Origin of the sequence: Halomonas halodenitrificans DSM 735, assembly GCF_000620045.1 — a bacterium.
Taxonomy (GTDB): Bacteria; Pseudomonadota; Gammaproteobacteria; order Pseudomonadales; family Halomonadaceae; genus Halomonas; species Halomonas halodenitrificans.
Genome location: NZ_JHVH01000023.1, coordinates 1 through 22,828, shown reverse-complemented (window position 1 = coordinate 22,828; position 22,828 = coordinate 1). Strand labels below are relative to the sequence as shown.

General features: G+C 60.1%; 14 protein-coding genes. 8 read left to right on the top strand and 6 right to left on the bottom strand.

What is annotated here, in order from left to right; all coding sequences use genetic code 11:
- Positions 1-40 precede the first annotated feature (40 nt).
- The 6 genes from brxC (at position 41) to brxL (ending at position 16,751) form a co-directional block, all read left to right on the top strand.
- Positions 41-3,475, top strand: coding sequence for a BREX system P-loop protein BrxC (gene brxC, locus Q358_RS0111245; RefSeq protein WP_027962108.1), 3,435 nt, complete (start codon positions 41-43; stop codon positions 3,473-3,475).
- A 16-nt stretch (positions 3,476-3,491) separates the two neighbouring features.
- On the top strand, positions 3,492-5,204 hold the full coding sequence (locus Q358_RS0111240; RefSeq protein ID WP_027962107.1) for an RNA-binding domain-containing protein: 1,713 nt from the start codon (positions 3,492-3,494) through the stop codon (positions 5,202-5,204).
- A gap of 108 nt (positions 5,205-5,312) precedes the next feature.
- Positions 5,313-8,759 (top strand): Eco57I restriction-modification methylase domain-containing protein, encoded by a 3,447-nt coding sequence (locus Q358_RS0111235; protein WP_211248329.1) that lies wholly within the window; start codon positions 5,313-5,315, stop codon positions 8,757-8,759.
- Positions 8,752-12,285 (top strand): hypothetical protein, encoded by a 3,534-nt coding sequence (locus tag Q358_RS18255; RefSeq protein ID WP_211248328.1) that lies wholly within the window; start codon positions 8,752-8,754, stop codon positions 12,283-12,285. The genes Q358_RS0111235 and Q358_RS18255 overlap by 8 nt, the downstream gene beginning before the upstream one ends.
- 28 nt (positions 12,286-12,313) lie before the next feature.
- On the top strand, positions 12,314-14,647 hold the full coding sequence (gene pglZ / locus Q358_RS0111210) for a BREX-1 system phosphatase PglZ type B (RefSeq protein ID WP_027962105.1): 2,334 nt from the start codon (positions 12,314-12,316) through the stop codon (positions 14,645-14,647).
- 43 nt (positions 14,648-14,690) lie between these two features.
- On the top strand, positions 14,691-16,751 hold the full coding sequence (gene brxL, locus Q358_RS0111205) for a protease Lon-related BREX system protein BrxL (protein ID WP_027962104.1): 2,061 nt from the start codon (positions 14,691-14,693) through the stop codon (positions 16,749-16,751).
- A gap of 8 nt (positions 16,752-16,759) precedes the next feature.
- On the opposite strand, the gene Q358_RS18600 is transcribed toward brxL, so the two are convergent.
- Positions 16,760-16,927 carry a hypothetical protein gene (locus tag Q358_RS18600; protein ID WP_245598314.1) on the bottom strand — a complete coding sequence of 56 codons (168 nt, stop codon included), beginning with the start codon at positions 16,925-16,927 and terminating at the stop codon, positions 16,760-16,762.
- Positions 16,928-17,320: 393 nt separating this feature from the next.
- On the opposite strand from Q358_RS18600, the gene Q358_RS0111195 reads away from it, so the two are divergent.
- Complete coding sequence (locus tag Q358_RS0111195; RefSeq protein WP_027962103.1) at positions 17,321-17,740, top strand: hypothetical protein; 420 nt, start codon at positions 17,321-17,323, stop codon at positions 17,738-17,740.
- A gap of 59 nt (positions 17,741-17,799) precedes the next feature.
- On the opposite strand, the gene Q358_RS17280 is transcribed toward Q358_RS0111195, so the two are convergent.
- The 5 genes from Q358_RS17280 to Q358_RS0111170 are packed head-to-tail and all read right to left on the bottom strand — an operon-like array spanning position 17,800 to position 22,494.
- Entirely contained in the window at positions 17,800-19,344 is a 1,545-nt protein-coding gene (locus tag Q358_RS17280; protein ID WP_051530337.1) for a conjugal transfer protein TraG N-terminal domain-containing protein, read from the bottom strand.
- Positions 19,344-19,724 (bottom strand): hypothetical protein, encoded by a 381-nt coding sequence (locus tag Q358_RS0111185; protein ID WP_027962102.1) that lies wholly within the window; start codon positions 19,722-19,724, stop codon positions 19,344-19,346. The genes Q358_RS17280 and Q358_RS0111185 overlap by 1 nt, the downstream gene beginning before the upstream one ends.
- Positions 19,724-21,223: an integrating conjugative element protein gene (locus Q358_RS0111180; RefSeq protein WP_027962101.1), complete on the bottom strand. Its 1,500-nt coding sequence runs from the start codon at positions 21,221-21,223 to the stop codon at positions 19,724-19,726. The genes Q358_RS0111185 and Q358_RS0111180 overlap by 1 nt, the downstream gene beginning before the upstream one ends.
- Positions 21,224-21,235: 12 nt before the next feature.
- Positions 21,236-22,186: a TIGR03756 family integrating conjugative element protein gene (locus tag Q358_RS0111175; protein WP_084286535.1), complete on the bottom strand. Its 951-nt coding sequence runs from the start codon at positions 22,184-22,186 to the stop codon at positions 21,236-21,238.
- Positions 22,183-22,494 (bottom strand): TIGR03757 family integrating conjugative element protein, encoded by a 312-nt coding sequence (locus Q358_RS0111170; protein WP_281172983.1) that lies wholly within the window; start codon positions 22,492-22,494, stop codon positions 22,183-22,185. The genes Q358_RS0111175 and Q358_RS0111170 overlap by 4 nt, the downstream gene beginning before the upstream one ends.
- Before the next feature lie 60 nt (positions 22,495-22,554).
- On the opposite strand from Q358_RS0111170, the gene Q358_RS0111165 reads away from it, so the two are divergent.
- Positions 22,555-22,828, top strand: a 274-nt coding sequence (locus tag Q358_RS0111165; RefSeq protein ID WP_043488179.1) for a transposase, incomplete at its 3' end; no start/stop codon positions are given.

The window sequence follows — 22,828 nt, the reverse complement described above, 5'->3', positions numbered from 1 at the left end:
AGCACCAATTCGAACTTCGCTACCGCAGGGGAAAGGACGCATGCGCAACCGCGATATCTACGCCAAGGACCCATCCCAGCAGCGCCTGGTCAACGAGGGCGTCGCCTACGTCAACGACGACAGAAGCGACCGCGCCCAGAAGGTACTGCGCTACGAGCTGGAGACCTTCGTCTGCGACGGCCAGTACGCCAGAGGCATGCAGGATATTCTGGACACCTACCTGCGCAATCTGAGCGGCGGTGCCTCCCAGCAGCCCGGCGTGTGGATCAGCGGCTTCTTCGGTTCGGGCAAATCCCACATGGCCAAGATGCTGCGCAACCTGTGGGAAGACGTCACCCTCGACGATGGTGCCACCGCCCGTGGCCTCGTCCACCTGCCCCAGGAGATCCAGGACCTGTTCATGGAGCTCTCCACCCAGGGCAAACGCCATGGCGGCCTGTTCGCCGCCTCCGGCACCTTGGGGGCAAGCTCCCGCGATAAGAGCGTTCGCCTAGCGCTACTCTCGGTGATCTTCCGCGCCGCCGGTCTACCCCAACAGTACCCTGTCGCCCGCTTCGTGATGTGGCTGCGCGACGAGGGCATCCTTGAGCAGGTACGCGAGGACGTCGTCAGCCGCGGCGACGACTGGCAGGAGGAGCTCGACAACTTCTACGTCGCCGAGTCACTGCACGAGGCTCTGGTGCAGGCCAAGCCGAGGATCTTCAGCAGCGTGGAGTCCTGCGCCGAGACCCTCAGCCACCTCTACCCCCACGTCAACGACATCAGCAGCGACGAGATGCTCAAGGCCATCCGCCAGGCGCTGAGCCAGGACGGCAAGATGCCGCTCACCCTGGTGGTGCTGGACGAGGTGCAGCAGTACATCGGTACCGACGGGCAGCGCTCCATCGACGTACAGGAAGCGGTGGAAGCCTGCTGCAAGGAGATCGGCAGCCGGCTGATGTTCATCGGCACCGGCCAGACCGCCATCACCGGTACCAGCAACCTGGCACGCCTGCAGGGCCGCTTCACCACTCGCATCGAGCTCTCCGATGCCGACGTCGACGCCGTTATCCGCCAGGTGGTACTGGCCAAGAAGCCCGAGGCCAAGACACCTGTTGCCGAGGTGATGGAGAGCAATCTCGGCGAGATCTCCCGTCACCTGGCCGAGACCTCCATCGCCCACCGCCAGGAGGACACCCGCCACTTCGCCCAGGACTACCCCATCCTGCCGGTGCGCCGTCGCTTCTGGGACGCCGCCCTGCGCGTGCTCGACCAGACCGGTACCGACAGCCAGCTGCGCAACCAGCTCAGCATGATCCACAAGGCGATCCAGACCAACCTGGACGCCCCGCTGGGCAACATCATCCCCGGTGACTACCTCTATTTCGACGCCACCGACAAGCTGCTGCAGTTTCGCATGCTGCCGCGCAAGCTCCACGACGCCACCCAGCAATGGCGTAACGGCAGTGAAGACGAGCAGCTGATGGCGCGAGCCTGTGCCGTGGTGTTCCTGATCAACAAGGTCGCCAGCACCAACACCGAGCTCGGCCTGCATCCTACCCTGGCCAACATCGCCGACCTGCTGGTCGATGACCTCAAGGCCGGTAGCAGCTCGCTGCGCAGCCGCCTGCCGGATCTTCTCGATGAATGCGAGTTCATCATCAAGGTGGGCGACGAGTACCGTATCCAGACCGAGGAGAGCGCCGCCTGGAACGACGCCTTCCTCGCCCACAAGAGCACCCTGGGCAACGCCACGCACCAGATCGAGACCGAGCGCGACGACCTGATCCGCCAGCACTTCGCCAAGCAGGTCGGCAACCTCACGGTGAACCACGGCGAATCCAAGGTGCCGCGTCCGCTCTCGCCGGTCTTCGACATGACGCTGCCCAAGGATGCCGCCGAGAAGCTCTACGTCTGGGTGCGCAACGGCTGGTCGGATGACATCAGCCAGGTGCGTGCCGATGCCCGCCAGGCGGGGTCGGAATCCCCCACCCTGTTCGTGTTCATCCCCAAGCGCTCCGCTGACGAGCTACGCAACCAGCTGATCGAGTTCAAGGCCGCCAGCGCTACCCTGGAGACCCGCGGTACGCCCGGCACCCCTGAAGGGGAAGAGGCGCGAGCCGCCATGCAGACTACCCGCGATGCCGCCCAGCGGCGCATTCGCGAACTGCTCGACGAGGCCTTCAACGGCGCCCAGGTATTCCAGGGCGGCGGTAACGAGATCGTCGGTGCCACCCTGCGTGAGGCCATTCAGGAAGGCGCCGAAAATGCCCTGGCGCGCCTGCATCCCAAGTTTCATCAGGCCGACCACGCTGGTTGGGAGAAGGTCTATTCCAAGGCCAAGCAGGGCGCTCCCGATGCCCTCAAGGCCGTGGGCTACGAGGGCGAGCCCCAGAGCCATCCGGTGTGCAAGGCCATCCTGAGCTTTCTCGGCGGCGGTAAGAAGGGTAGCGAGATACGCGACCACTTTGAGCACGGCGATTACGGCTGGTCCCAGGACGCCATCGATGGCGCCGTGCAGGTGCTACTGGTCGCTGGCCAGATCCGCACCACCGATGGCACCTCTCCCCAGGAGCTGGATCGTCGCGCCATCGGCAAGACCGAGTTCCGTGTGGAGGCCACCACCATCTCCGCGGGGGAGCGCATCAAGATTCGCAAGGTGATGCAGAAGCTCGGCGTGCAGGCCAAGTCTGGCGAGGAGTCCGCCAAGGCGCCGGATTTCGCCGACAAGCTCCGAACCCTGGCCGAACAGGCAGGTGGCGAACCGCCGGCTCCGGAGGCTCCCCGTCTGGATGCCCTGGAAGCCGTGCGTACCAGCAGCGGTAACGACCAGCTCAAGGCCATCGTCAGCAACCAGGGCGAGCTGCTTACCGCCATCGACGAATGGCAGGCCACCGCCGAAAAGATCCAGCAGCGCCGCCCCGCCTGGGGCACACTCAAGCGCCTGGCCGACCACGCCAGGAGCCTGCCCGACGCCGAGCCGTTGCTGGCCCAGGTCAGCCAGATCCGCGAGCACCGCTCGCTGCTGGACGACCCGGATCCCGTCCAGCCGCTGCTGGCCAACCTCACCCAGCAGTTCCGCGACACCTTCAACGACCTGCAGCAGCGCTATGCGGACGAGCATGCCGCCGGCATGCAGCGCCTGGAGGCGGATGACAACTGGCAGCAGCTCTCGCCGGACCAACGCCACGACCTGCTCGCCGCCAAGCGCCTGACGGCTCACGACGCCCCCGAGATCACCCTCGGCGGCACCGACCAGGTGCTGGAGACCCTCAACCATGTGCGCCCCGATGCCCTGGCCGATCGCATCGCCGCGCTGCCCAGCCGCTTCGACGAGGTGCTGGTCAAGGCCGCTGAGGAGATGGAGCCCGAGGTACAGTTCGTCAGCTTGCCGCGTCGTACCCTCAAGAGCGAGGCTGATATCGACGCCTGGTTGGAGGACGTTCGCCGTGAGCTGCGCGAGGCCCTGCAGGACGGGCCGGTGATCACCCAGTAGGAGCGGCAAACAGACTATGAGATCACGCCGTGATATCGAAGCGCTGCTGGATGAGCTGGAGCACTGCATCGCCGACGACCTGGAAGACCAGGATCTGGACTTCAAGCAGTGGGACACCAAGAGCCGCGACAAGGCTGTGAAGAAGGTGGTGGAGATGGCCATCTGCATGGCCAATGGCGGTGGCGGCAGCGTGGTGTTCGGCGTGGCCGACCGCATCTCGGGCCGCGAACAGGCCGTGCTGGGCGTCCCGCCCGAAGTCGACATTAATATCCTGAAGCGGGCCGTCTACGACCAGACCGATCCCCACATCACCCCGGTGTTCGAGGAGCTCCACGTGCCGGAGGGCACCGGCCGTGTGTTGATCATGCAAGTTTATTCGGGTATGCCGCCCCATACCGACACCAAAGGCGGTGGCACTGTGCGCATCGGCAAGGACTGCCAACCGCTCACCGGAACCCAGCGCCGCAAGATCGGCGTGGAGACCGGCGATACCGACTACACCGCCGAGACGCTGGGTCCCGTCGACGATGCCCTGTTTTCACCCGTTGCCCTTGAGGCACTGCGCAACCTCGCTCAGCGTGAAAGAGCCCCCGACGAGCTCCTGCGCCGCTCTGACCGGGAACTGCTCGATAGTTTGGGTCTGATTCGCAAGGGGCAAGTGACCCGCGCCGCCATCCTGCTGGCCGGTACCGAAGAGGCATTGCGCGAACATGTGCCCGGGCACCTGTGGACCTTCCTGCAGATGCGCTCCGATACCGACTACGGCATACGCGAGGACCGCGTCAGCGCCCTGCCGCTATCAGTGCAGCGCATCGAGGAACTGCTGGTGCCCTTCAACCCCATCACCACCGTGCAGCAGGGCATGTTCCACTTCGAATACCGTACCTGGCCTGAGGTCGCGGTGCGCGAGGCGCTGATGAATGCTTTCTGTCATGGAGACCTGCGCCTTGCCGGCCCCGTGATGATCAAGCTTTATCCGCAGCGCCTGGAGGTCAGCAACAACGGTGGCTTTATCGCTGGGATCAGCGAGCACAACATCCTCCACCACCAGCCAGCCGCCCGTAACCCCCTTCTGGTCGATGCACTGGTCAAGCTGCGCCTGGTCAACCGCAGCAACCTCGGCGTTAGCCGCATGTTTGAGGCCATGCTGATGGAGGGCAAGGAGCCCCCGGTGATCCGCGAAATCGGCGACTCCGTGGCGGTGATCTTCCACAAGCGGGAGATCAATGCGGCGTTTCGCCAGTTCGTGGCCGAAGAGAGCGAGAGCGGCCGCAGCCTCGGAGTTGATCAGCTGCTGCTGCTGCAGTATTTCCTCCAGCACCCCGAGGTGGATACCGCCACGGCGGCGGGGCTCTGCCAGCGCACCGAACCGGAAACCCGCGAACTGCTCGCCGGTATGGAGCAGCTTGAATATGTGGAGCACGGAGGTAGCGGCCGTGGCACCTATTGGAGCCTTCATCCAGCGCTCTACACACACCTGATGGCAGATGGGAAAGCCGATAAGCGCCGCCGCATCGACTGGGATGCCGCCAAGACCCGGGTACTCAGCATCCTGATCGAGCGCGCCAGGCGCGGCGAGCCGGGTCTCAGCAACAAGGAGATCCGCCAGATCACCCGCTTCGACCGCAACCACGCCTATCGCTTGATGCGCGAACTACGGGAAGAGAACCCACAGATCCAGCCCCCCGGTAAGGGCAAGCACGCCCGTTACGAATACCGCAATACGTAGCGCAATGCGCTGCGCATTAGATTGAGCATTAAACGCCGCCCAATGCGCACAACAATGCTCACATGCAATAGAACACGCATTCGCAGGGATACTGTGGAAGGAAACAACATGGACAGCAGCATGCAGCCACTCGACAAGACACTCCGCAACCAGCTCGACCGCACCGTGCGCAAGGCCCGCCCGGTGGCCGAACAGGCCGCTGAGGCTGCCCTGGAGCAGCTCGGCGTCGGCGAGGAGACGCCGCCCAGCTACCTGAGCGAGGACCAGCGCGCCCTGCGCCGCGGGCTGCGCGCCCATGCCCGTAGCCTCGGCGACCCGCTCAAGGAGGGCGCTCAGGCGGTCACCCGGTTGATCGGCGAGATCGCCTACGAGCATTGGCACCGCATGCTGTTCGCCCGCTTCCTGGCCGAAAACGAGCTGCTGATGTACGACGGCGTGGCCGTCACTCTGGAGGAGTGCGAGGAGCTGGCAGAGGAAGAGGCTGAGCAGGGCCAGCGCACCAGCGGTTGGGCCCTGGCCGCTCGGCTGGCCAGCACCATGCTGCCCCAGGTGTTCCGCGTCGATAGCCCGGTGTTCGAGCTCACCCTGGCCGCCGAGTACCAGCGCGAGCTGGAGGAGCTGCTGGCCGGCCTTCCGGTGGAAGTCTTCCACGCCAGCGACAGCCTGGGCTGGGTCTACCAATTCTGGCAGACCGACAACAAGGAGCGCATCAACCGCTCCGAGGTGAAGATCGGCGCCGACGAGCTGCCCGCCGTCACCCAGCTCTTCACCGAGCCCTATATGGTCAGCTTCCTGCTGGATAACAGCCTTGGCGCCTGGTGGGCCGCCCGGCGCCTGTCGGAAACCGACCTGGCCAGCGCCGAGAGCGAGCAGGAGCTGCGCGACAAGGCCAGCCTGCCGGGCGTGCCGCTGGAGTACCTTCGCTTCGTCAAGGACGAGGAGACCGGCCGCTGGACACCCGCCGCCGGCACCTTCAGCGCCTGGCCGCAGAGCCTCGTCGAGCTCAAGACCCTGGACCCCTGCTGCGGCAGCGGCCACTTCCTGGTCGCCGCCCTGCTGATGCTGGTTCCCATGCGCATGGAGCTGGAGGGCTTGAGCGCCCGCGAGGCCGTGGATGCGGTGCTGCGCGACAACTTGCACGGGCTGGAGATCGACCAGCGCTGTGTGGAGCTGGCCGCCTTTGCCCTGGCTCTTACCGCTTGGCGCTACCCCGATACCGGTGGCTATCGCAAGCTGCCCGAGCTGCACTTAGCTTGCTCTGGGCAAGCTATCAATGTTCCTAAAGACGAGTGGATCAGCATTGCAAAAAACGACAAAAATATAGAAAACAATCTCCAATTCTTGTACACGCAGTTCAAAAATGGCCATGTCTTGGGAAGCTTGATCGACTTTGATGAAAGCCTGCACAAAGGAACTCTTTATGAGACAGACCCAAAAAATATACTTCCTGCCGTCATCAATAAATTAACATCTATACATAGCAACTCTAATGACTCAGAGCTTGGAATTGTTGCTTTAGGCTTAGCAAAGGCTACAGAGATTCTGTCGGAAAAGTATCACCTTGTAGCAACAAATGTTCCATATAAAAACAAAGGGGGACTAGACAAGAGGCTACAAAAACACCTTGAATCTTTTTACCCAAGATCCAAGAGTGCATTAGAAACAGCATTCATGGAGCGCTGCGCAAAAATTCTCAGCAATAACGGCTGCCTTTCTCTGGTTCTCCCACAGAACTGGCTATTTCTTAAAAGTTATGCTGATTTAAGGAAACATCTTCTTTCATCAAGCAAATGGAATATTTTAGCATGGCTTGGTACTGGTGCATTCAGAACGCCTCTCGACGTAGCCCCTGTTCTCATTTCCATCACACCAAATAAAGGCTCTTCTAGCTATTATTCTCTTGACGCATCAAGCAAAGAAGAAGTTGATGAAAAATCTGCGCACCTAAAGACACATGAACTCAAACCCATAAGCCAAGAAAGAGTGCTTAGTAACCCGGACTTCAGAGTGAGCCATACTCTCATATCTCAATCTGACCGCCTAGGCATTCGTTCTGAAGCTTATCAAGGGCTTCGAACTGGTGACAAAGATCGCTTCACAAGTTTTTTTTGGGAAGTTGAAAGCAATAGAGGAAAATGGGAGTATCTCAGAGAAACCACGCCACCCGATAAATTCTTTGGTGGGATGAGCAGCATAATCCTATGGGAAAAAGGAGAGGGAAGCCTAAGCAAGCATGCGAAAGAAAACAGGCATAAGCTTCACGACATGCATGAATCAGGAAATCTTGCATGGAAAAACAGAGGAGTTTTAATAAACGAGCAGGGCTTGTTAAGCAGCATTTATCTTGGGGAAAAATTTGACGCCAGCTTGGTGGCAATCACTCCAAAGCACGAAGACTACCTAGCTCCTTTGCTCGCTTACTCAAAGCACAACTTATTCATTGAAAACATAAGGAATTTAGACAGGAAGAGGAGCGTTACAAATGCAACATTCAAGCAAATACCTTTCGACCTTAACTATTGGACTAGCTTTGCAGACAGAGAATACCCTCACGGCCTCCCCGAACCCTACACCAACGATCCTACTCAATGGATCTTCCATGGCCACCCCTGCAGCTCGGTAATCTGGGACGAGGAGGCTAAATGGACTGCCCATGGTCCGCTGCGCACTGACGATACCGTATTGCAGGTCGCTGTGGCCCGGCTGCTAGGCTATCGCTGGCCGGCGGAGCGGGACCCGGAGATGGAGCTGGCCGATGAGCAGCGCGAGTGGGTCAAGCGCTGCGAGGCGCTGCTGGGCTACGCCGACCGCGACGGTATCGTCTGCTTGCCCGCCGTGCGCGGCGAGCGCCGCGCCGTGGATCGCCTGGAGGCCTTGCTGGCCGACGCCTACGGCGACCAGTGGTCCGCCACCACCCGCGGCAAGCTGCTGGAGAGTGTCGACCATGCCGGCAAGGACCTGGAGAGCTGGCTGCGCGACAAGTTCTTCGCCCAGCACTGCAAGCTGTTCCAGAACCGCCCCTTTATCTGGCACATCTGGGACGGCCTCAAGGATGGCTTCTCGGTGCTGGTGAACTACCATAAGCTCGACTACAAGGTCCTGGAAACCCTCACTTACACCTACCTGGGTGACTGGATCACCCAGCAGAAAAAGCAGATCAATGAGGGCATCGACGGCGCCGAGGCACGCCTAGCCGCCGCCGAGGCCCTGCAGAAGAGCCTGGAGCTGATCCTCGAAGGCGAGGAGCCCTACGACATCTTCGTGCGCTGGAAGCCGCTGGAGGAACAGCCCATCGGCTGGCACCCCGACCTCAACGACGGCGTTCGCCTCAATATCCGCCCCTTCCTGTCGGTCCCCGACGTCAAGAAGAAAGGCGCCGGCGTGCTCGTCCACAAGCCCAATATCCACTGGAAGAAGGACCGCGGCAAGGACGTGGAATCCGCCCCTTGGTACCAGCTAGGCCCCCAGCTAGGCGGCGCCAAGGGCGACCGGATCAACGACTACCACCTCACGCTGGCGGCGAAGCGCGCGGCACGAGGAGGTGCACGTGAGTAAGCTTAGCAATCCCTTTTCAACAGGTGGAGGGGGGCTCCATTTCGAAGCACAGGTCCAAGCTTCATTTGTTGCTCTGATGTTGACTGGAGGGTACGCCCCCAGCTTGCCTTGCTGGCCCATTATTGAGATCAAGCTGCAGGGAAAAATTGACGAATATGACACTGATGACTTGATCGTCTACGTGCAGAGTGCGGACTCTAAAGAGCGAAGAAAACTTATTGGCCAAGTAAAGCACGCCATTTCTATCACTAAAGGGGATGCTGTTTTCGGAGAAGTCATCCAATCCGCCTGGAACGACTTCAATAACCCCGCCACTTTTTCAAAAAATAAAGATATAATAGCGTTAATAACTGGCCCCTTAAACGGGATTGATGCCAAAAACGTTCCTTGGCTTTTGAACCAAGCAAGACATACAAAAAATGTTGATGAGTTTTTCAGAAATGTAAAGCAAGCCAACTTCAGCCCCTCAAAAAGTGCCGAAAAGCTAGAAGCCATCAAACATCATTTAAAAGCTGCAAATTGTGGAGCTGAAGTTAACAGCGACGAATTATATAGCTTTTTACGGCACTTTCACCTTTTGGGCTATGATCTTGGTGGCGAAGCAGGAGTTATTATATCGTTACTCCACTCGCATATCTCACAGTTTCATTCTCAGTATCCCCACTGGCTATGGCCTCGCCTCGTCGATATAGTTCAGTCATGGAACCAAGATGCGGGCACCATCACCCGTGAAAACTTACCCGAAGATATCGTAGATGCATTCAAACAAAAAGTGGCTTCCGAAATCCCCGAACGCCTTAAGACAGCTCGAGGGGGTCACGAAACGGCCTGGGATCAGCATCCTGACGCGTCTCATATAGCGCTCACTATTCTTATCGGCTCTTGGAACGATAAGCAAGAACATGATGTGCGCACGCTCGCTTCTTTACTCGGTATAGATTACGACGAGTGGATTCAAAAAGCGAGAGAAATACTACATCAGCCAGGTAGTCCATTATCCCTTAAGAACGGAACTTGGACCGTTCTCAAACGTCAAGAGCTCTGGCGGCAACTTGGCTCACGAGTCCTCGATCGGAATTTGCATGCTTTTAAAGAACTGGCAGTTTCCATTCTTAAGGAGCCAGACCCAGCCTTTGAACTGCCTTCAGATGAACGCTATGCTGCTAGAGTCCACGGAAAAACTCCAAGTTTCTCACCTGCAATTCGGCAGGGTATCGCAGAAGGCCTAGCCATCCTTGGGGCTCTGCCAGAGTATTGTAGCAATTGTTCTCAGGGAAATGCTGAAACGACTGCCTTTCTAGCTATTCGAGAGATCTTCGATGGTGCAGAATGGCAACTGTGGGGAAGCCTCAACAGAGTGCTGCCCACACTGGCCGAAGCGGCGCCCAAGGAATTTCTTGATGCCGCCGAGGTCGCTCTACGCTTGTCTCCGTGTCCATTTGACGAACTCTTTGCACAGGAAGGTAGTGGCATCACAGGTGGTAACTACCTGACAGGACTGCTTTGGGCTCTGGAAGGCTTAGCCTGGGATGAACAGAATCTCGTTCGCGCATGCGATTTACTTGCAGAGCTCGCCAGCCATGATCCAGGAGGACAATGGGCAAACCGGCCAGCAAATTCATTGACCAACATCCTTTTGCCTTGGATGCCACATACTCTTGCAAGCGTTGAAAAGCGCAAAGTTGCTGTACAGACCGTTATCAAAGAGTGGCCAGATATAGGCTGGAATCTGCTGCTCAGCCTGTTACCCCGTCAGCACCAAACGACTACCGGAACCCATAAACCACAGTGGAATAAAATTATACCTGACAACTGGGAAAAAGGGGTATCAAAACATGAGTACTGGCTACAGACATCGAGTTATGCTGAGCTTGCAGTGAGTACTGCCAGGCAAGATATTGTCAAACTTTCCGATTTAATTGAACGCTTTGACAGTTTGACAAAACCAGCATTTGATCAGCTATTAGTGAAACTATCTTCTGAGCCTATTAAGGCCCTCCCAGAAGAACAAAGGCAAACACTTTGGCGCCAACTCAACAAATTCACCAGAAAACACAGGCGTCATGCTAACGCAAAATGGGCGTTACCAGATGAGTTATTATCCCCTATTGAAGCTATTGCAGAGGGACTGGCGCCGATTGATCCTCTTCTTTTATATGAGGAGTTATTTTCTGGTCGAGACTTTGATCTTTATGATGAGTCAGGAAATTGGAAAGAACAGCGCATAATGCTCGAAGAGCGTAGAGCATCAGCTGTCAAGGAAATTGCAAGACAACATGGTGTCGATGGTGTGATTCGGTTTTCCGAATCAGTTAAATCTCCTCGCGATGTAGGGACTGGATTGGCAGCCATTTCAACACCAGAGATTGAGAAAAAACTGCTTCCCGGCTTCTTGGATTCGGAGAATGAAAAACACTCGGATTTGGTGAGTTCTTTTATATGGCGCCGCCATCATGATGAGGGTTGGAATTGGTGCGATAGAATAATAAGAACTGAATGGAGCCACAGTGAGACGGGGAAATTTCTAGCCTGCTTGCCCTTCACACGCGACACTTGGGAACGAGCATATCATTGGCTGGGCAGGCATCAGGATGAGTACTGGACTCAAACCAGTGCTCTCCCTTACGAGGTAGAGGAAGGACTTAGCTTTGCCATAGATAAGCTACTCGAATTTGGGCGACCGCACGCCGCAATAAATTGTCTGGCAATGATGCTGCACTCGAATATTCGGACTGATTTGCCTCAGTGCGTACGTGTTCTTCTTGGCGCACTCAAATCCGGTGAGCCAAGTCATGCTTTAGATAGTTATCACGTAACTGAGATAATAAAACGCCTTCAGTCAGATAGTGCCACCAGTGAAGATGATCTTTTCAGAGTTGAGTGGGCTTATTTGCCGTTACTAAACAATCTGAATGGGGAAAAGCCGGTTTTTCTACACAAAAAACTAGCCAATGAGCCTGATTTTTTCTGCGAAGTTATTCAGCTGATTTACCGTTCTAGAAAAAAGGAAGACAAAGTTGAAAAACTCTCAGAAGAGAAAAAGGCTATAGCTGCAAATGCCTATCGATTACTCAGTGAGTGGAGTAGGCCGCCCGGGCTAAGAGACGATGGAACGTTAGACTCTAGGCGCTTTCAGCTTTGGCTTGAAAGAGTCAGAGAAACTTGCTCAGCGACAGGCCATTTGGAGGTTGCCTTAATCAAAATTGGTGAGGTGTTAATTTACACACCGGCTGATGAAGATGATTTATGGATCAACAAAACTGTCGCTGAAGCATTAAATGATCGCCATTCCGAAGAGATGCGTAACGGCTTCAGAACTTCCTTGTACAACTCTCGTGGCGTTCACACAGTTGATCCTTCTGGCAAACCAGAAATGGATCTATCTGATAAATACAGGAAAATGGCAGAAGATGCCGAAAACGCGGGCTTCCACAGGCTGGCCAGTACTTTACGAGAATTGTCAAAAAACTATATCAGGGAAGCTCAGCGAGTCAGATCTGAGTTTGGGGAGGACAAATATGTATGAGAGCCACTGCAATTTTAGGGTGTGAAAAATGAAAATAATTGATGGCATTTTGCGTGCTATCCGCAGCGCCGCCGCCTACAACCCGGATGTGCAGGCGGCTCCCGCCTGCACCCTGTGGCCGGACCGCGAGCGGCTGTGGGAGCCGGTGATTGCCCAGGTCCAGGCTGAGCTGCCTGAGCTTCTGGTGCTGGGCGACTACGCCCCTGAGCAGCGTCGCGGCCCAGCGATCTGGCTGCGCTGTGCCATCGCCGGCACCGTGGAAGGCATCGAACTGGACGATGAGACACCTCCTATCCTCTACCTACCCGGTGTGGGCCGCCAGGACCTCCGTGCCGTCAGCGAGTGCCCGGAAGCCCTGAAGCCGCTGGCCGAGCTGCAGTACCGCGGCACACTCTGGTCTCAGGTCAACGCCAAGGACTGGACGCCGCGGGCGTTCCTCTCGTCCCAGCAGGGCGGGCTGGGTCTGGACGTGGCCGGTGACGCTGCCACACGACAGGCGCTGCTGGCTGCCCTGCCCCGGTTGCTCCGGGAGTCGCTCGCTGATCTTCAAGGCCGCCACCTGGATGCCGAGGCCTTCAATACCCTTCTCACCGGGGGCGACCCGGTGCGTGACCTGCTGGATTGGCTCAACTACCCCGACGCCATGCGCTCCAGCTGGCCTGAACATGAATGGCAGGCCTTCTGCCAGGTGTGCCACTCGCGCTATGGCATTCACCCGGAGAAACAGAGCGTGCTGGATGCCCTGGAGCGCTTCACTCAGCGCCAGGGCAACTGGAAAACAGTCTGGGCGCGTTTCTGTGAGGCTCCTCGCCGCTACCCACAGTTGATCGAGCAGCTGGCTCAGCTCACGCCTCCGGATCTCGGCCTGTTCCCCGAGCCTGACGACATGGCCGTATGGCCGCAGCTCAACCGGCAGGAGGAGGAGCGCCTCTATCACGACCTGTGTGCACTGGGTCAGCTTCCGGCCCATGAGGCGAGAGAGCGGTTGGAAGCCCTTGAGCAGGAGCACAGCCATCGCCGCGGTTGGGTGTGGGCCGAGCTGGATGAAAGCCCGCTGGCCATGGCATTGGCTCCCCTCACCGAGCTGGCCCGGGTAACTCAGCGCAGCCTGGCGGGTGGCCAGACAGAGGATATGCGTCAAGCGTACCTGGACGAGGGCTGGAAAGCTGACGACGCCCTGCTCAGGGCGCTGGATCAGGTGAATGGCCAGCGCGAGCAGGAAGCGATCTTCACGGCAATACGTGCGATCTACCTGCGCTGGGCCGACGAGGCCGCCCGCCACCTCCAGAAGGTGTGGCAACCGGGTGTCGATGGATTGAAACGCGGCGCGGTATCTCCTCATGCCCAGCCAAGTGAATGCGTACTCTTCGTGGACGGCCTGCGCATGGACTGTGGCAAACGGCTATCCCAGAGACTGGTCAGCCGTGGACTGGACGTCGCCGAGCACAGTACCTGGTCGGCACTGCCCAGCGTGACCGGTACCGGCAAGTACGCCGTAGCGCCCATCCTGGGGAATAACGCCATTCAGGAGGAACCGGACGGTTATCAGTTCACCCCCATCACCCGCCACATCTTCCAGAAACTGCTGCGCGATAACGGCTGGCAGGTGTTGGAGCGTCGCCAGGTGGAGCAGCTGCACAAGGAAACTCTGGACACCTCCCGGCCAGCCTGGTGCGAGTTCGGCGATATCGATCACGCTGGCCATGAGCGAGGCTGGAAGCTGGCACAGCATGTGGATGACATGCTGGCCGAGGTGGCAGAGCGCATCCAGGCGCTGTTGGCTCAGGGCTGGTCCCAGGTGCGCGTGGTGACCGATCACGGCTGGCTGCTGCTGCCGGGCGAACTACCCAAGACCGAGCTGCCGGCCAGCCTGGTTGAGACCAAATGGGGGCGCTGTGCCGCCCTCAAGACGGGAGCCCATACAGACGCAGCACGCTTCCCCTGGTACTGGAACGAACAGGTACACTTTGCTCTGGCAGAGAGCATCCACTGCTTCAAGGCGGGTGAGACCTACACCCATGGAGGCCTCAGCCTGCAAGAGTGCGTCACGCCGGAACTGGTGGTGACCGGCAGTGCCGGCCCCAAGCCCTCGGTGCTGATCGATGACCTGGTGTGGAAGGGGCTGCGCTGTACCCTGGTAGTGGAAGGCGACAGCGACGACCTGATGCTCGATGTTCGTCGCCATGCCGGAGACCCGGCCAGTAGCCTGGTGCTCTCGCCCAAGCCGTTCAAGGTGGGTGGCAAGGCCTCGGTGGTGGTCGAGGACGATGACCTTGAAGGAGAAAGCGCCTATGCCGTGGTGTTGGACGCCGCCGGCCAGGTGCTCGCCCAGCGCTCCACCACCATCGGCGGCAGTGAATAGCCATTGATGGAGGCCCCCTTGAGAACAGATACACGGAGACGTCATGGAACTCGATGAACTGGATCGCAAGGCGGCCGAGCTGCTGGATGGCTACCTGGTGCGCAAGGATCTGGTGCGCACCTTCGCCCGGCAGTTCCCGGTGCCCACCTACGTGGTGGAGTTCTTGCTTGGCCGCTACTGTGCCAGCACTGATCCAGAAGAGATCGAGGAAGGGCTAGAGGTGGTCCAGCGGCAGCTGAAGTCGCGCACCATCAAGGCCGGCGAGGAGGAGCTGTTCAAGGCTCGCGCTCGCGAGAAGGGCGAGATCAAGATCATCGACCTGATCCAGGCCCGTCTGGATACCAAGAACGACACCTACATGGCCAGCCTGCCCAGCCTGCGCCTGACCGACGTGCGGATCCCGGATGACCTGGTCAGCGAACATGAACGCATGCTGACCGGCGGCTTCTACGCCGAACTGACTCTGGAATACGATGCCAGCATCGCCCAGGAGCAAGGCGGGCGACCCTTCGGCATCCGCGCCCTGCGCGAAATTCAGCTCTCCAAGCGTGACGTGCTCGACGAGCTGGCCGCTGCCCGACGTCACTTTACCACCGAGGAGTGGAAGGCCTTCTTGCTGCGCTCTACCGGCATCGAGCCTGCCGGCCTCACCGAGAGGCAGAAGGACGCCATGCTGCTGCGCATGGTGCCCTTCGTGGAGCGCAACTATAACGTGGTCGAGCTCGGGCCCCGAGGCACCGGCAAGAGCCACCTCTTCCAGCAGGTCTCTCCCTACGCCCACCTGATCTCCGGCGGCAAGGCCACCGTGGCCAAGATGTTCGTCAACAACGCCAACGGCCAGCGCGGCCTGGTGTGCCAGTACGACGTGGTCTGCTTCGACGAGGTGTCTGGCATCTCGTTCGACAACAAGGACGGCGTCAACATCATGAAGGGCTACATGGAGAGCGGCGAGTTCTCACGTGGCAAGGAGAGTATCCGCGCCGATGGCTCCATCGTACTGGTGGGCAACTTCGATGTGGACGTGGAACACCAGCAGCGCATAGGGCACCTGTTTGGGCCGTTGCCGGAGGAAATGCGCCACGATACCGCCTTCATGGACCGCATCCATGCCTTTCTCCCCGGCTGGGACGTGCCCAAGGTCAGCAAGGAGCTGCTCACCGATCACTTCGGCCTGGTCAGCGACTTCCTGTCGGAGTGCTGGAGCCAGTTGCGTAGCCAGAGCCGCGTCTCCCAGTGGCAGGGACGGGTCTTCTTCGGCGGCGCCCTCTCCGGTCGCGACACCAACGCGGTCAACAAGACCGCCAGCGGGCTGCTGAAACTGCTTTACCCAGGCGATGACCTCTCACCCAGCGATGACGATCTGGAGTGGGCGATCCATATCGCCATGGAGGCACGCCGGCGGGTCAAGGAGCAGCAGAAACGCATCGGCGCCGCCGAATTCCGCAACACCCACTTCAGCTACACCATGGGCGAAGACGGCGTGGAGAAGTTCGTCGCCACTCCGGAGCTGCAGAGCGACAACAGCATCGGCAACGATCCCCTGGAGCCCGGCCAGGTGTGGAGCATCAGCCCCGGCGGCCAGGCCAGCAATGGCCAGGAGGAGCATCCGGGCCTGTTCCGCATCGAGGTCAACGAAGGCCCCGGCTCGGGGGTGAAGATCCTCAACAAGCCGGTGCCTCCAGCCTTCCGGGAAAGCATCGGATACGCCGAGCAGAACCTCTACACGCGCGCCGGCCAGTTGGTCGGCGACAAGGAGCCACGCCATCACGAGTTCACCGTTCAGCTGCGCGCCTTCGATGCCGCCAAGTCCGGCACCAAGCTGGGGGTAGCCGCGCTGATCGCCATGAGCTCATCCCTACTCAAGCGCAGCCTGCGTGGCGGCCTGATCGTAGTGGGCGAGATCAACCTCGGCGGCTCCATCGAGCCGATCCACAACCCGGTGACGTTGGTGGAAATTGCCGTGGAGAAAGGCGCCACGGCGATCCTGATGCCGGTCACCTGCCGCAAGCTGCTGTTCGACCTCTCCGACGAGATGGCCACCAAGGTGGACATCCAGTTCTACCTGGATGCCCGGGATGCGCTGTTGAAGTCGCTGGGCGAGTAGAGCAGCCCCTATACCAGCGTGAACGGCTCGATCTCGCGGAAGATGCCGGTCTTGGTCATGTCGCGGCGCAGGATGAAAGCCTCCATGGCCGCTACCGGATCCGCCTGGTCCAGCCTGTCGAAGTGGATCCTGCGCCACTGCTCGCGGGTGATACGGCACTGGAAGCAAAATCCCATGCGACCTCCTTCTCGGTAGATGCAGACAGCGCTTCATTCTGCACAGGCGTGGCGACTTGTGGGAAGTGCATACTGCAAGAACAGCAGAATCAGTAATTTAGATAGAAGGCTTTCTGCAAAAGCTGCGGTTTCTTTCTGCAGCGCCGCTTCAAGCAGGCGGCGCCACGACCCATTGAGAAACGACCTGCGCCGGCAGCAACCCTTTGCCCTTTCCCTTTGCTGTACTCACTTTACTCAGCCTTTCGGGGCAAGCCCCTTCCCCTTGAGCCCCCTTCCCTTCCGGCCTTTCGGCTTTTCACCCTTTGCCCTCGCACCTTTGTGAGCTCCGCCCGGTGGAGGCTCGCCCTTCAAGTGTCTATGCTAAAAGGCTGATGTAAAAAGGGAGGCATGCCCATGGCGCTGAAATCACTTCTGACCCGAACCTGCAGCGCTGGCCGCCAGGCAGCTCGCAGGGCTCTCGACGGTGAACAGCAGGCCGGCTGGTCCGATGGCTGGCATACCCAGGCGAGCACGACAGAGTCGCTGCGCCTGCTGCGCGACTCCGCCGCTGGCATGGCCAAGTCCACCGCCCAAACGGCCACCACCCAGGATGGGTGGCGACGACTTGCTCGTGGAGCGGGGAAGGTGGTCGGTGGTGCGGCCGTGGTGGCCGGTGGCGTGGCTCAGGGGGTGCTCCAGTCGGCGTCTGTAGATTCTGAAGAGGCAGAAGAAGTGAAAGACGGCTGGCGAGACGGCCATGCTGGTTACGGCTATTACATCGGCGAGTGGCGGATCGACGAAGACGAAGATGATTATCATGGTGGTTGGTCATAGCCCCACCCAGGCGTCTCATGCCCTGGTCGAGCGTTAGGCACTTCCAGGCGGCACGGCTGTTACAACTTTCCTCCTGATGCAGTGGATTGAGCCTTCTGACCGCCTGATTTCCCAGCTCCCTGTGCGTCACTGCTTCCCTGGCGTAAACCGCTGCCTACGGCACTTCCTATCCGCATCCCAGCCCAACTCAGCACTCCTACCCATAACGTCGGCAGCACCAGAAACATCATCCCCTCCACGAACTGCAGCACCATCCGGTCGTAGAGGTTGTTCGCGGCAGAAAGCCAGCTGAGCTTGGCGGCATCGCTGCGGTAGAGCAGGTCGACCAGGTTCGAATTGATCCAGCGAGCGAGCTCCCACCAGAAAGTCAGGAACCAGATGGCGAAGAGCCCAAAGGTGGCCATACCGGCAACCTTGAAGCTGTAGCTGGAGATAACCATCACGAACGGCAGACAGATGATGATCGCCATCACCAGGATACCCTGCACCATGGGCAGCGCCTGCTTGAGCATGTCCATGCCGGCCTGGAAGGGCAGGACCGACAGGGTGCCACCGATGGCGGAGCCGGCGGTAACGGTGGCATCCCAGAAGCTGCTGCCACCATCCAGCCCGCGGAAGCCCACCACTGCCTGGTCTAAGTTGCCACTGGCCGCACCCGAGCGGGGGCTAACCAGGCGCCGGATCACATAGTCCTCGGCGTCACTGCCGGTGAAGACGCTACGGAAGTCATCCCAGAACCCCGTGCTCACCTCACCATGCAGCCGGGCCCTCAAGCCAACGCTTTCGGCTGACCACCACTCCTGACAGGAGGGATAGCCGGGCAGGCCGGGGCCGGTGTTGGGCCGGGAAACATCTCGGCCAGCATCATAGGGGAAGCCGGCAATGGGCCGTCCCGCGTAGAAGCTGTCATAGTAGCCGGACGCGGTCTGGAAGTAGGTCGAGCCGATCCAGTCCACATCCATGGCACGAGCCGCCTCGATGGTCCCGCCTTCCTGCAGCAACCGATTGCGTGCCGGGCCGAAGCACTGGCGCTGGAACTCACCTACCTCCTGTTGCAGCCCTGGGTCTTCGATGCTGTGCAGATCCAGTTCCATACGGATGGACTCGAAGTCTGTCGCACAGGGAATGGCGTGGATTGCTGCCGCTGTGACCCCATGGGATACCGCATGCACCCCCGCCCACCACAGCGGCATCCTGGCCTGTTGGCCACCGATGGTACTCTCGGTGGCCCCGAATGCCCCCTCGGACCAGCCACCGGAGGCGAACTGGCGGGTGCCGCACTCCAGTGATCGGCTCTCATCGATATCGGCAGTAGCCAGCTGGACCTGCAGCAACGGCAGGCAGGTGAAGGCATAGGCCAGGAGCATGGCATAGAACCGAGTCTCGATACGGTTAACCGTCAGGATGCCCTTGGTCCCCGCCTCATCGCCCTCCTGCCGGGCCTTGAACCACTCGGAGAGCACCAGGGTGATGAACGGTACCGCGGCGATGCCGGTGCTCACCATGACGTTCCAGATAGCGTTGTTGATGATCCAGCCCAGCAACGTCATGGCATTGGCGAAGTAATCGAACACTACCAACGGGGCGGTAAGCAGGCCTCCCATCAGACACCTCCCAGCCGGTTGATCAGGTTGGTGGTCTCGAGAAGGCCCAGGATGCCCAGGGCCATCAGTTCGAGGCGCCTAAGCTTGGCCAGCGCCTGCCGGCCGTTGTCATGATCTCTCTGCAGCCGAGCCACCGCCCGGGGGCGCACCTTGTACCACCAGACCAGAATCAGCGTGGCGTAGAGACTCAGCCGCCAGCCCAGCAACCAAGGCCAGGCGGTCTGCCAGGCATTATGGTGGGCCTCGAGCCCACCCAGCAGCCTTACGCTGACGGCCAGAATGGCACCGCTCAGCAGGAACATGACGACCAACACTGCGATGGCCACCAGCAATGACGGCCAGCGCCGCGGATTTAGCCAGAAGAGAGAGCGTCGTGCCATCAGTCGCCACCCTCCTCGTCTGCGGGACGGCCGCGACCATCCAGAGCCGCATCCGGCCGGAAGGTCTCACCCTGGGAGGCGCCCTGGCTACGCCGAGAGGCCCGCTCAAGGGCGATGCCGGCAGCACTGTTACCCAAGGCCTGGCGAATCTCCATCTCGGAGCGCAGGGACTCGATATCCCGATCCAGGGCCACCAACTTGCGATCCAGTGCCGACATACCCTGCTCGTTGTCGGCGATGCCCGGGTCACTGCTACCCGCCAGAAGCAGCCGACGCGCCCATAACGCCTTGGTCAGGGTCCTCGCCAGGGCCATCTCGCCACTCAGGCGATGAACCAGCAATGACGCCTCGGGATCGCTGCGCAGCGATTCGACGACGCCTCGGGAAACGGTCAGGCCATCACCTGCGGAGACCTCGCGCAGGTTCTCCAGCGTCATAGGGTCGCTGCCGTCGATAAGTCTCAGTAGATTGCCGTAGACCTCATGCTGCTCGCGCTCCAACTCACGCACCAGGCCGCTGCCGGCCTGGGTCTCGCTGCGCTCGCAGCCGTCGCAGGTACGAATCGACTGCTCCCCGATCACCGTCTGGGTCCACTCGGCGGCTTCCTCCGGGCTCTGCCAGACCGTGCACATGCCGCCCAGGCAGGTTCCTGTCCCTGTCAGAGTCCCACTGGCTGACCCCGAGCTACCGGAGCCGCCAGTGCCGCCCCCAGCGGAGGAGCCGGATAATCCACCGCCACCGATCCAGGTGCCCTCATTGGTGGCCACTGATCCCCAGCCACCACCGCCACCGGCGATGGTGGCCGTGCTGGTGGTATCGCTTCGGCCATGCAGGAGGTTATAGCCGGCGCGTGCGGTGTCTTCGACCACGCGGATTGGCGCCTGACCACTGCCGCCGCGACGCTGGCCACCCACCCAGGTCACGCCCTTATTACCACCCGACTGGTCGACCTGTTCCTGGGCCGCAACGACATCAGCGTTGGACTGAGCCGCACTCTGCCAGCTTTCGGCCGCTGCCATCTGCTGCCATCCCTGGCCGGAGACCATATCGGCCATTTTTTCGGACATCTGCCGGCACGACATAGAGGCGCGATCGAAGTCGACCCGCCCCTGCAGTACGCCGTTGCTCAAGAGATCATAGAGCCCCGGGTTGGCCCTCTGAATGATCATCGCGGGCAGCGAAGCCACTGCGCCCTGGGCATTCTGGACGACCGTGCCCATCAGGTTCTGAAAGCCATTGGTAAGGCCGTTGAGCTGATTGGAGACCGTGGCACCGATATCGAAATTGCCGCAGCTGGCATTCATGTTCCAGCTGATGCCAAGCCCGCGGCTGTTGGGGTTATAGCCCCGACCGGCGGAGACGCTGAAGGGCGAGGCGCCCCCAATCTGGTAATAGAGAGCGTCCGCCGACTGTGCCTGAGCCTGGGTAGAGAGCAGTCCCACCATCAGGGCACCGACCAGCGGCGTGAGGGGGAAGCGTCGTGTGCGAGATCCTTTCATATCATCTCTCCTTCAGGGGACGGCGTAGAGCAGTTTCTGGCCACGGCGTCGGCAGCAGCGATAGGGGCGCCACAGCGACCAGGCGTAGTCACCGTCCGCATCGAGACGCTCGGCATACGAATCGGTGATGCCGCGATCCGGCCATACCCGGCAAGATTTACTCATATTGGGTGTCAGCCGCTGCCAGCGATGGGTCGAGGCATCGCCCTCCTTGACCGGCCCTGGTGGCCAATAGCCATCACGGCTGGAGGCCACCAGCGGGGTGTAGACATGAGGTTGCCCCGTGCGGGTAACGATATCGGCAGAGCGCTGGGCAGTGGTCGCCGCGGTCTTGTAGTCATGCACCTGGGTCAGGAAGCCGCTGCGCGGGAAGATGTTGCCCCACAGATCACCCGACTGGCCTAGCTCACGCATGCCAGGCGTCAGCGCCTCGGGGTAGAACGACTCGGGAATACCGCTGCGCCACGCCAGGGCATCCAGGGTCGAAAGGTGGTAGGGCTGGAAAGGTGTCGCTGCCCCAGCGCAGGTCATGCCGAAGGCATCGGCGAAGCTGCTAAAAGCACTACCGGCTGGGTGGCCGATAGCGTCGACGTTCTTGAAGCGCAGGTGCTCATGATGGGCCCGGTTGGCATCGGAGGTGCCCTGCCCACCGGCCAGCGCCTCGCCTAGAGGCGGCGACAACGTCGCTACCTCCCACCAGGGGTTGTCGCCGGTGTTCTCATAACTGGAGACCACCAGCTCGGGAATGTAGTGACGGACCTGCACCGAAGTGCGAACCGAGCAGCCCGACCAGGAGCAGTGGAGCCAGACACAGATGCCAATCACCTGATAGTCCAGGCACTGGGGTGAGAGTGAGGAGGCGACGATCTGCGGCGTGGTCAGGGCATGAGCGGACTTATCCGCCACCCCCAGACTCAGCAGCGCACCGCCCAGCACAGCCACCAGGAGCTTGAAGGGGATCATCGGCGCCCCTCCTGGCCCAAGAGACGATCGGCCTGATTCAGCGCCGCGGCAACGTCTGGCTCGCCATAGATCACATAGCGGCCATCGACCACCACCGCGGGGACATTCTCGACACCCAACTGCCAGGCCCTGGCCAGCCCGAGGTAGCTATCGGCATAGCGGTCCGCGGTCTCCTGCCACTCGGGAGTCGCCATGCGTTCGCGCATAATGGCTTCAGCCATATCGGGATCAGCAGGAAGATCACGCGATAACCTGGCATCCAGTCGGCCAGGGGCATCGAGTTCCAACACTGCTACGCCCGACGGCACATTGATCTTGCCCACCAACAGTGGACACCCCGTTAAGGTATACACTCAACGAGGTGACCCATGGCAAAGCAAGCTACTCCGATGAAGAAGACACGTGCCCGTTACTCTGATGCCTACCGCGAGGAGGCGCTTGCCCTCGCTGACCGAGTGGGGGCTGCCGCTGCTGCTCGTGAGCTGGGTCTGCAGCCAAGCCAGCTCTATCAATGGCGTGCCAAAGCTCAGCAGAAGAAGAACACCTCCGATCGCGAGCAAAAACTGGCCGATGAGAACGCTCGACTTAAGCGGCAACTCTCTGAAATGTCAGAGGAATTGGCCATAACAAAAAAGGCCGCGG

Coding starts and splice junctions, on each gene's coding strand:
- brxC (WP_027962108.1), top strand. CDS start 41: ATGCGCAACCGCGATATCTACGCCAAGGACCCATCCCAGCAGCGCCTG.
- Q358_RS0111240 (WP_027962107.1), top strand. CDS start 3,492: ATGAGATCACGCCGTGATATCGAAGCGCTGCTGGATGAGCTGGAGCAC.
- Q358_RS0111235 (WP_211248329.1), top strand. CDS start 5,313: ATGGACAGCAGCATGCAGCCACTCGACAAGACACTCCGCAACCAGCTC.
- pglZ (WP_027962105.1), top strand. CDS start 12,314: ATGAAAATAATTGATGGCATTTTGCGTGCTATCCGCAGCGCCGCCGCC.
- brxL (WP_027962104.1), top strand. CDS start 14,691: ATGGAACTCGATGAACTGGATCGCAAGGCGGCCGAGCTGCTGGATGGC.
- Q358_RS18600 (WP_245598314.1), bottom strand. CDS start 16,927: ATGGGATTTTGCTTCCAGTGCCGTATCACCCGCGAGCAGTGGCGCAGG.
- Q358_RS0111195 (WP_027962103.1), top strand. CDS start 17,321: ATGGCGCTGAAATCACTTCTGACCCGAACCTGCAGCGCTGGCCGCCAG.
- Q358_RS17280 (WP_051530337.1), bottom strand. CDS start 19,344: ATGGGAGGCCTGCTTACCGCCCCGTTGGTAGTGTTCGATTACTTCGCC.
- Q358_RS0111185 (WP_027962102.1), bottom strand. CDS start 19,724: ATGGCACGACGCTCTCTCTTCTGGCTAAATCCGCGGCGCTGGCCGTCA.
- Q358_RS0111180 (WP_027962101.1), bottom strand. CDS start 21,223: ATGAAAGGATCTCGCACACGACGCTTCCCCCTCACGCCGCTGGTCGGT.
- Q358_RS0111175 (WP_084286535.1), bottom strand. CDS start 22,186: ATGATCCCCTTCAAGCTCCTGGTGGCTGTGCTGGGCGGTGCGCTGCTG.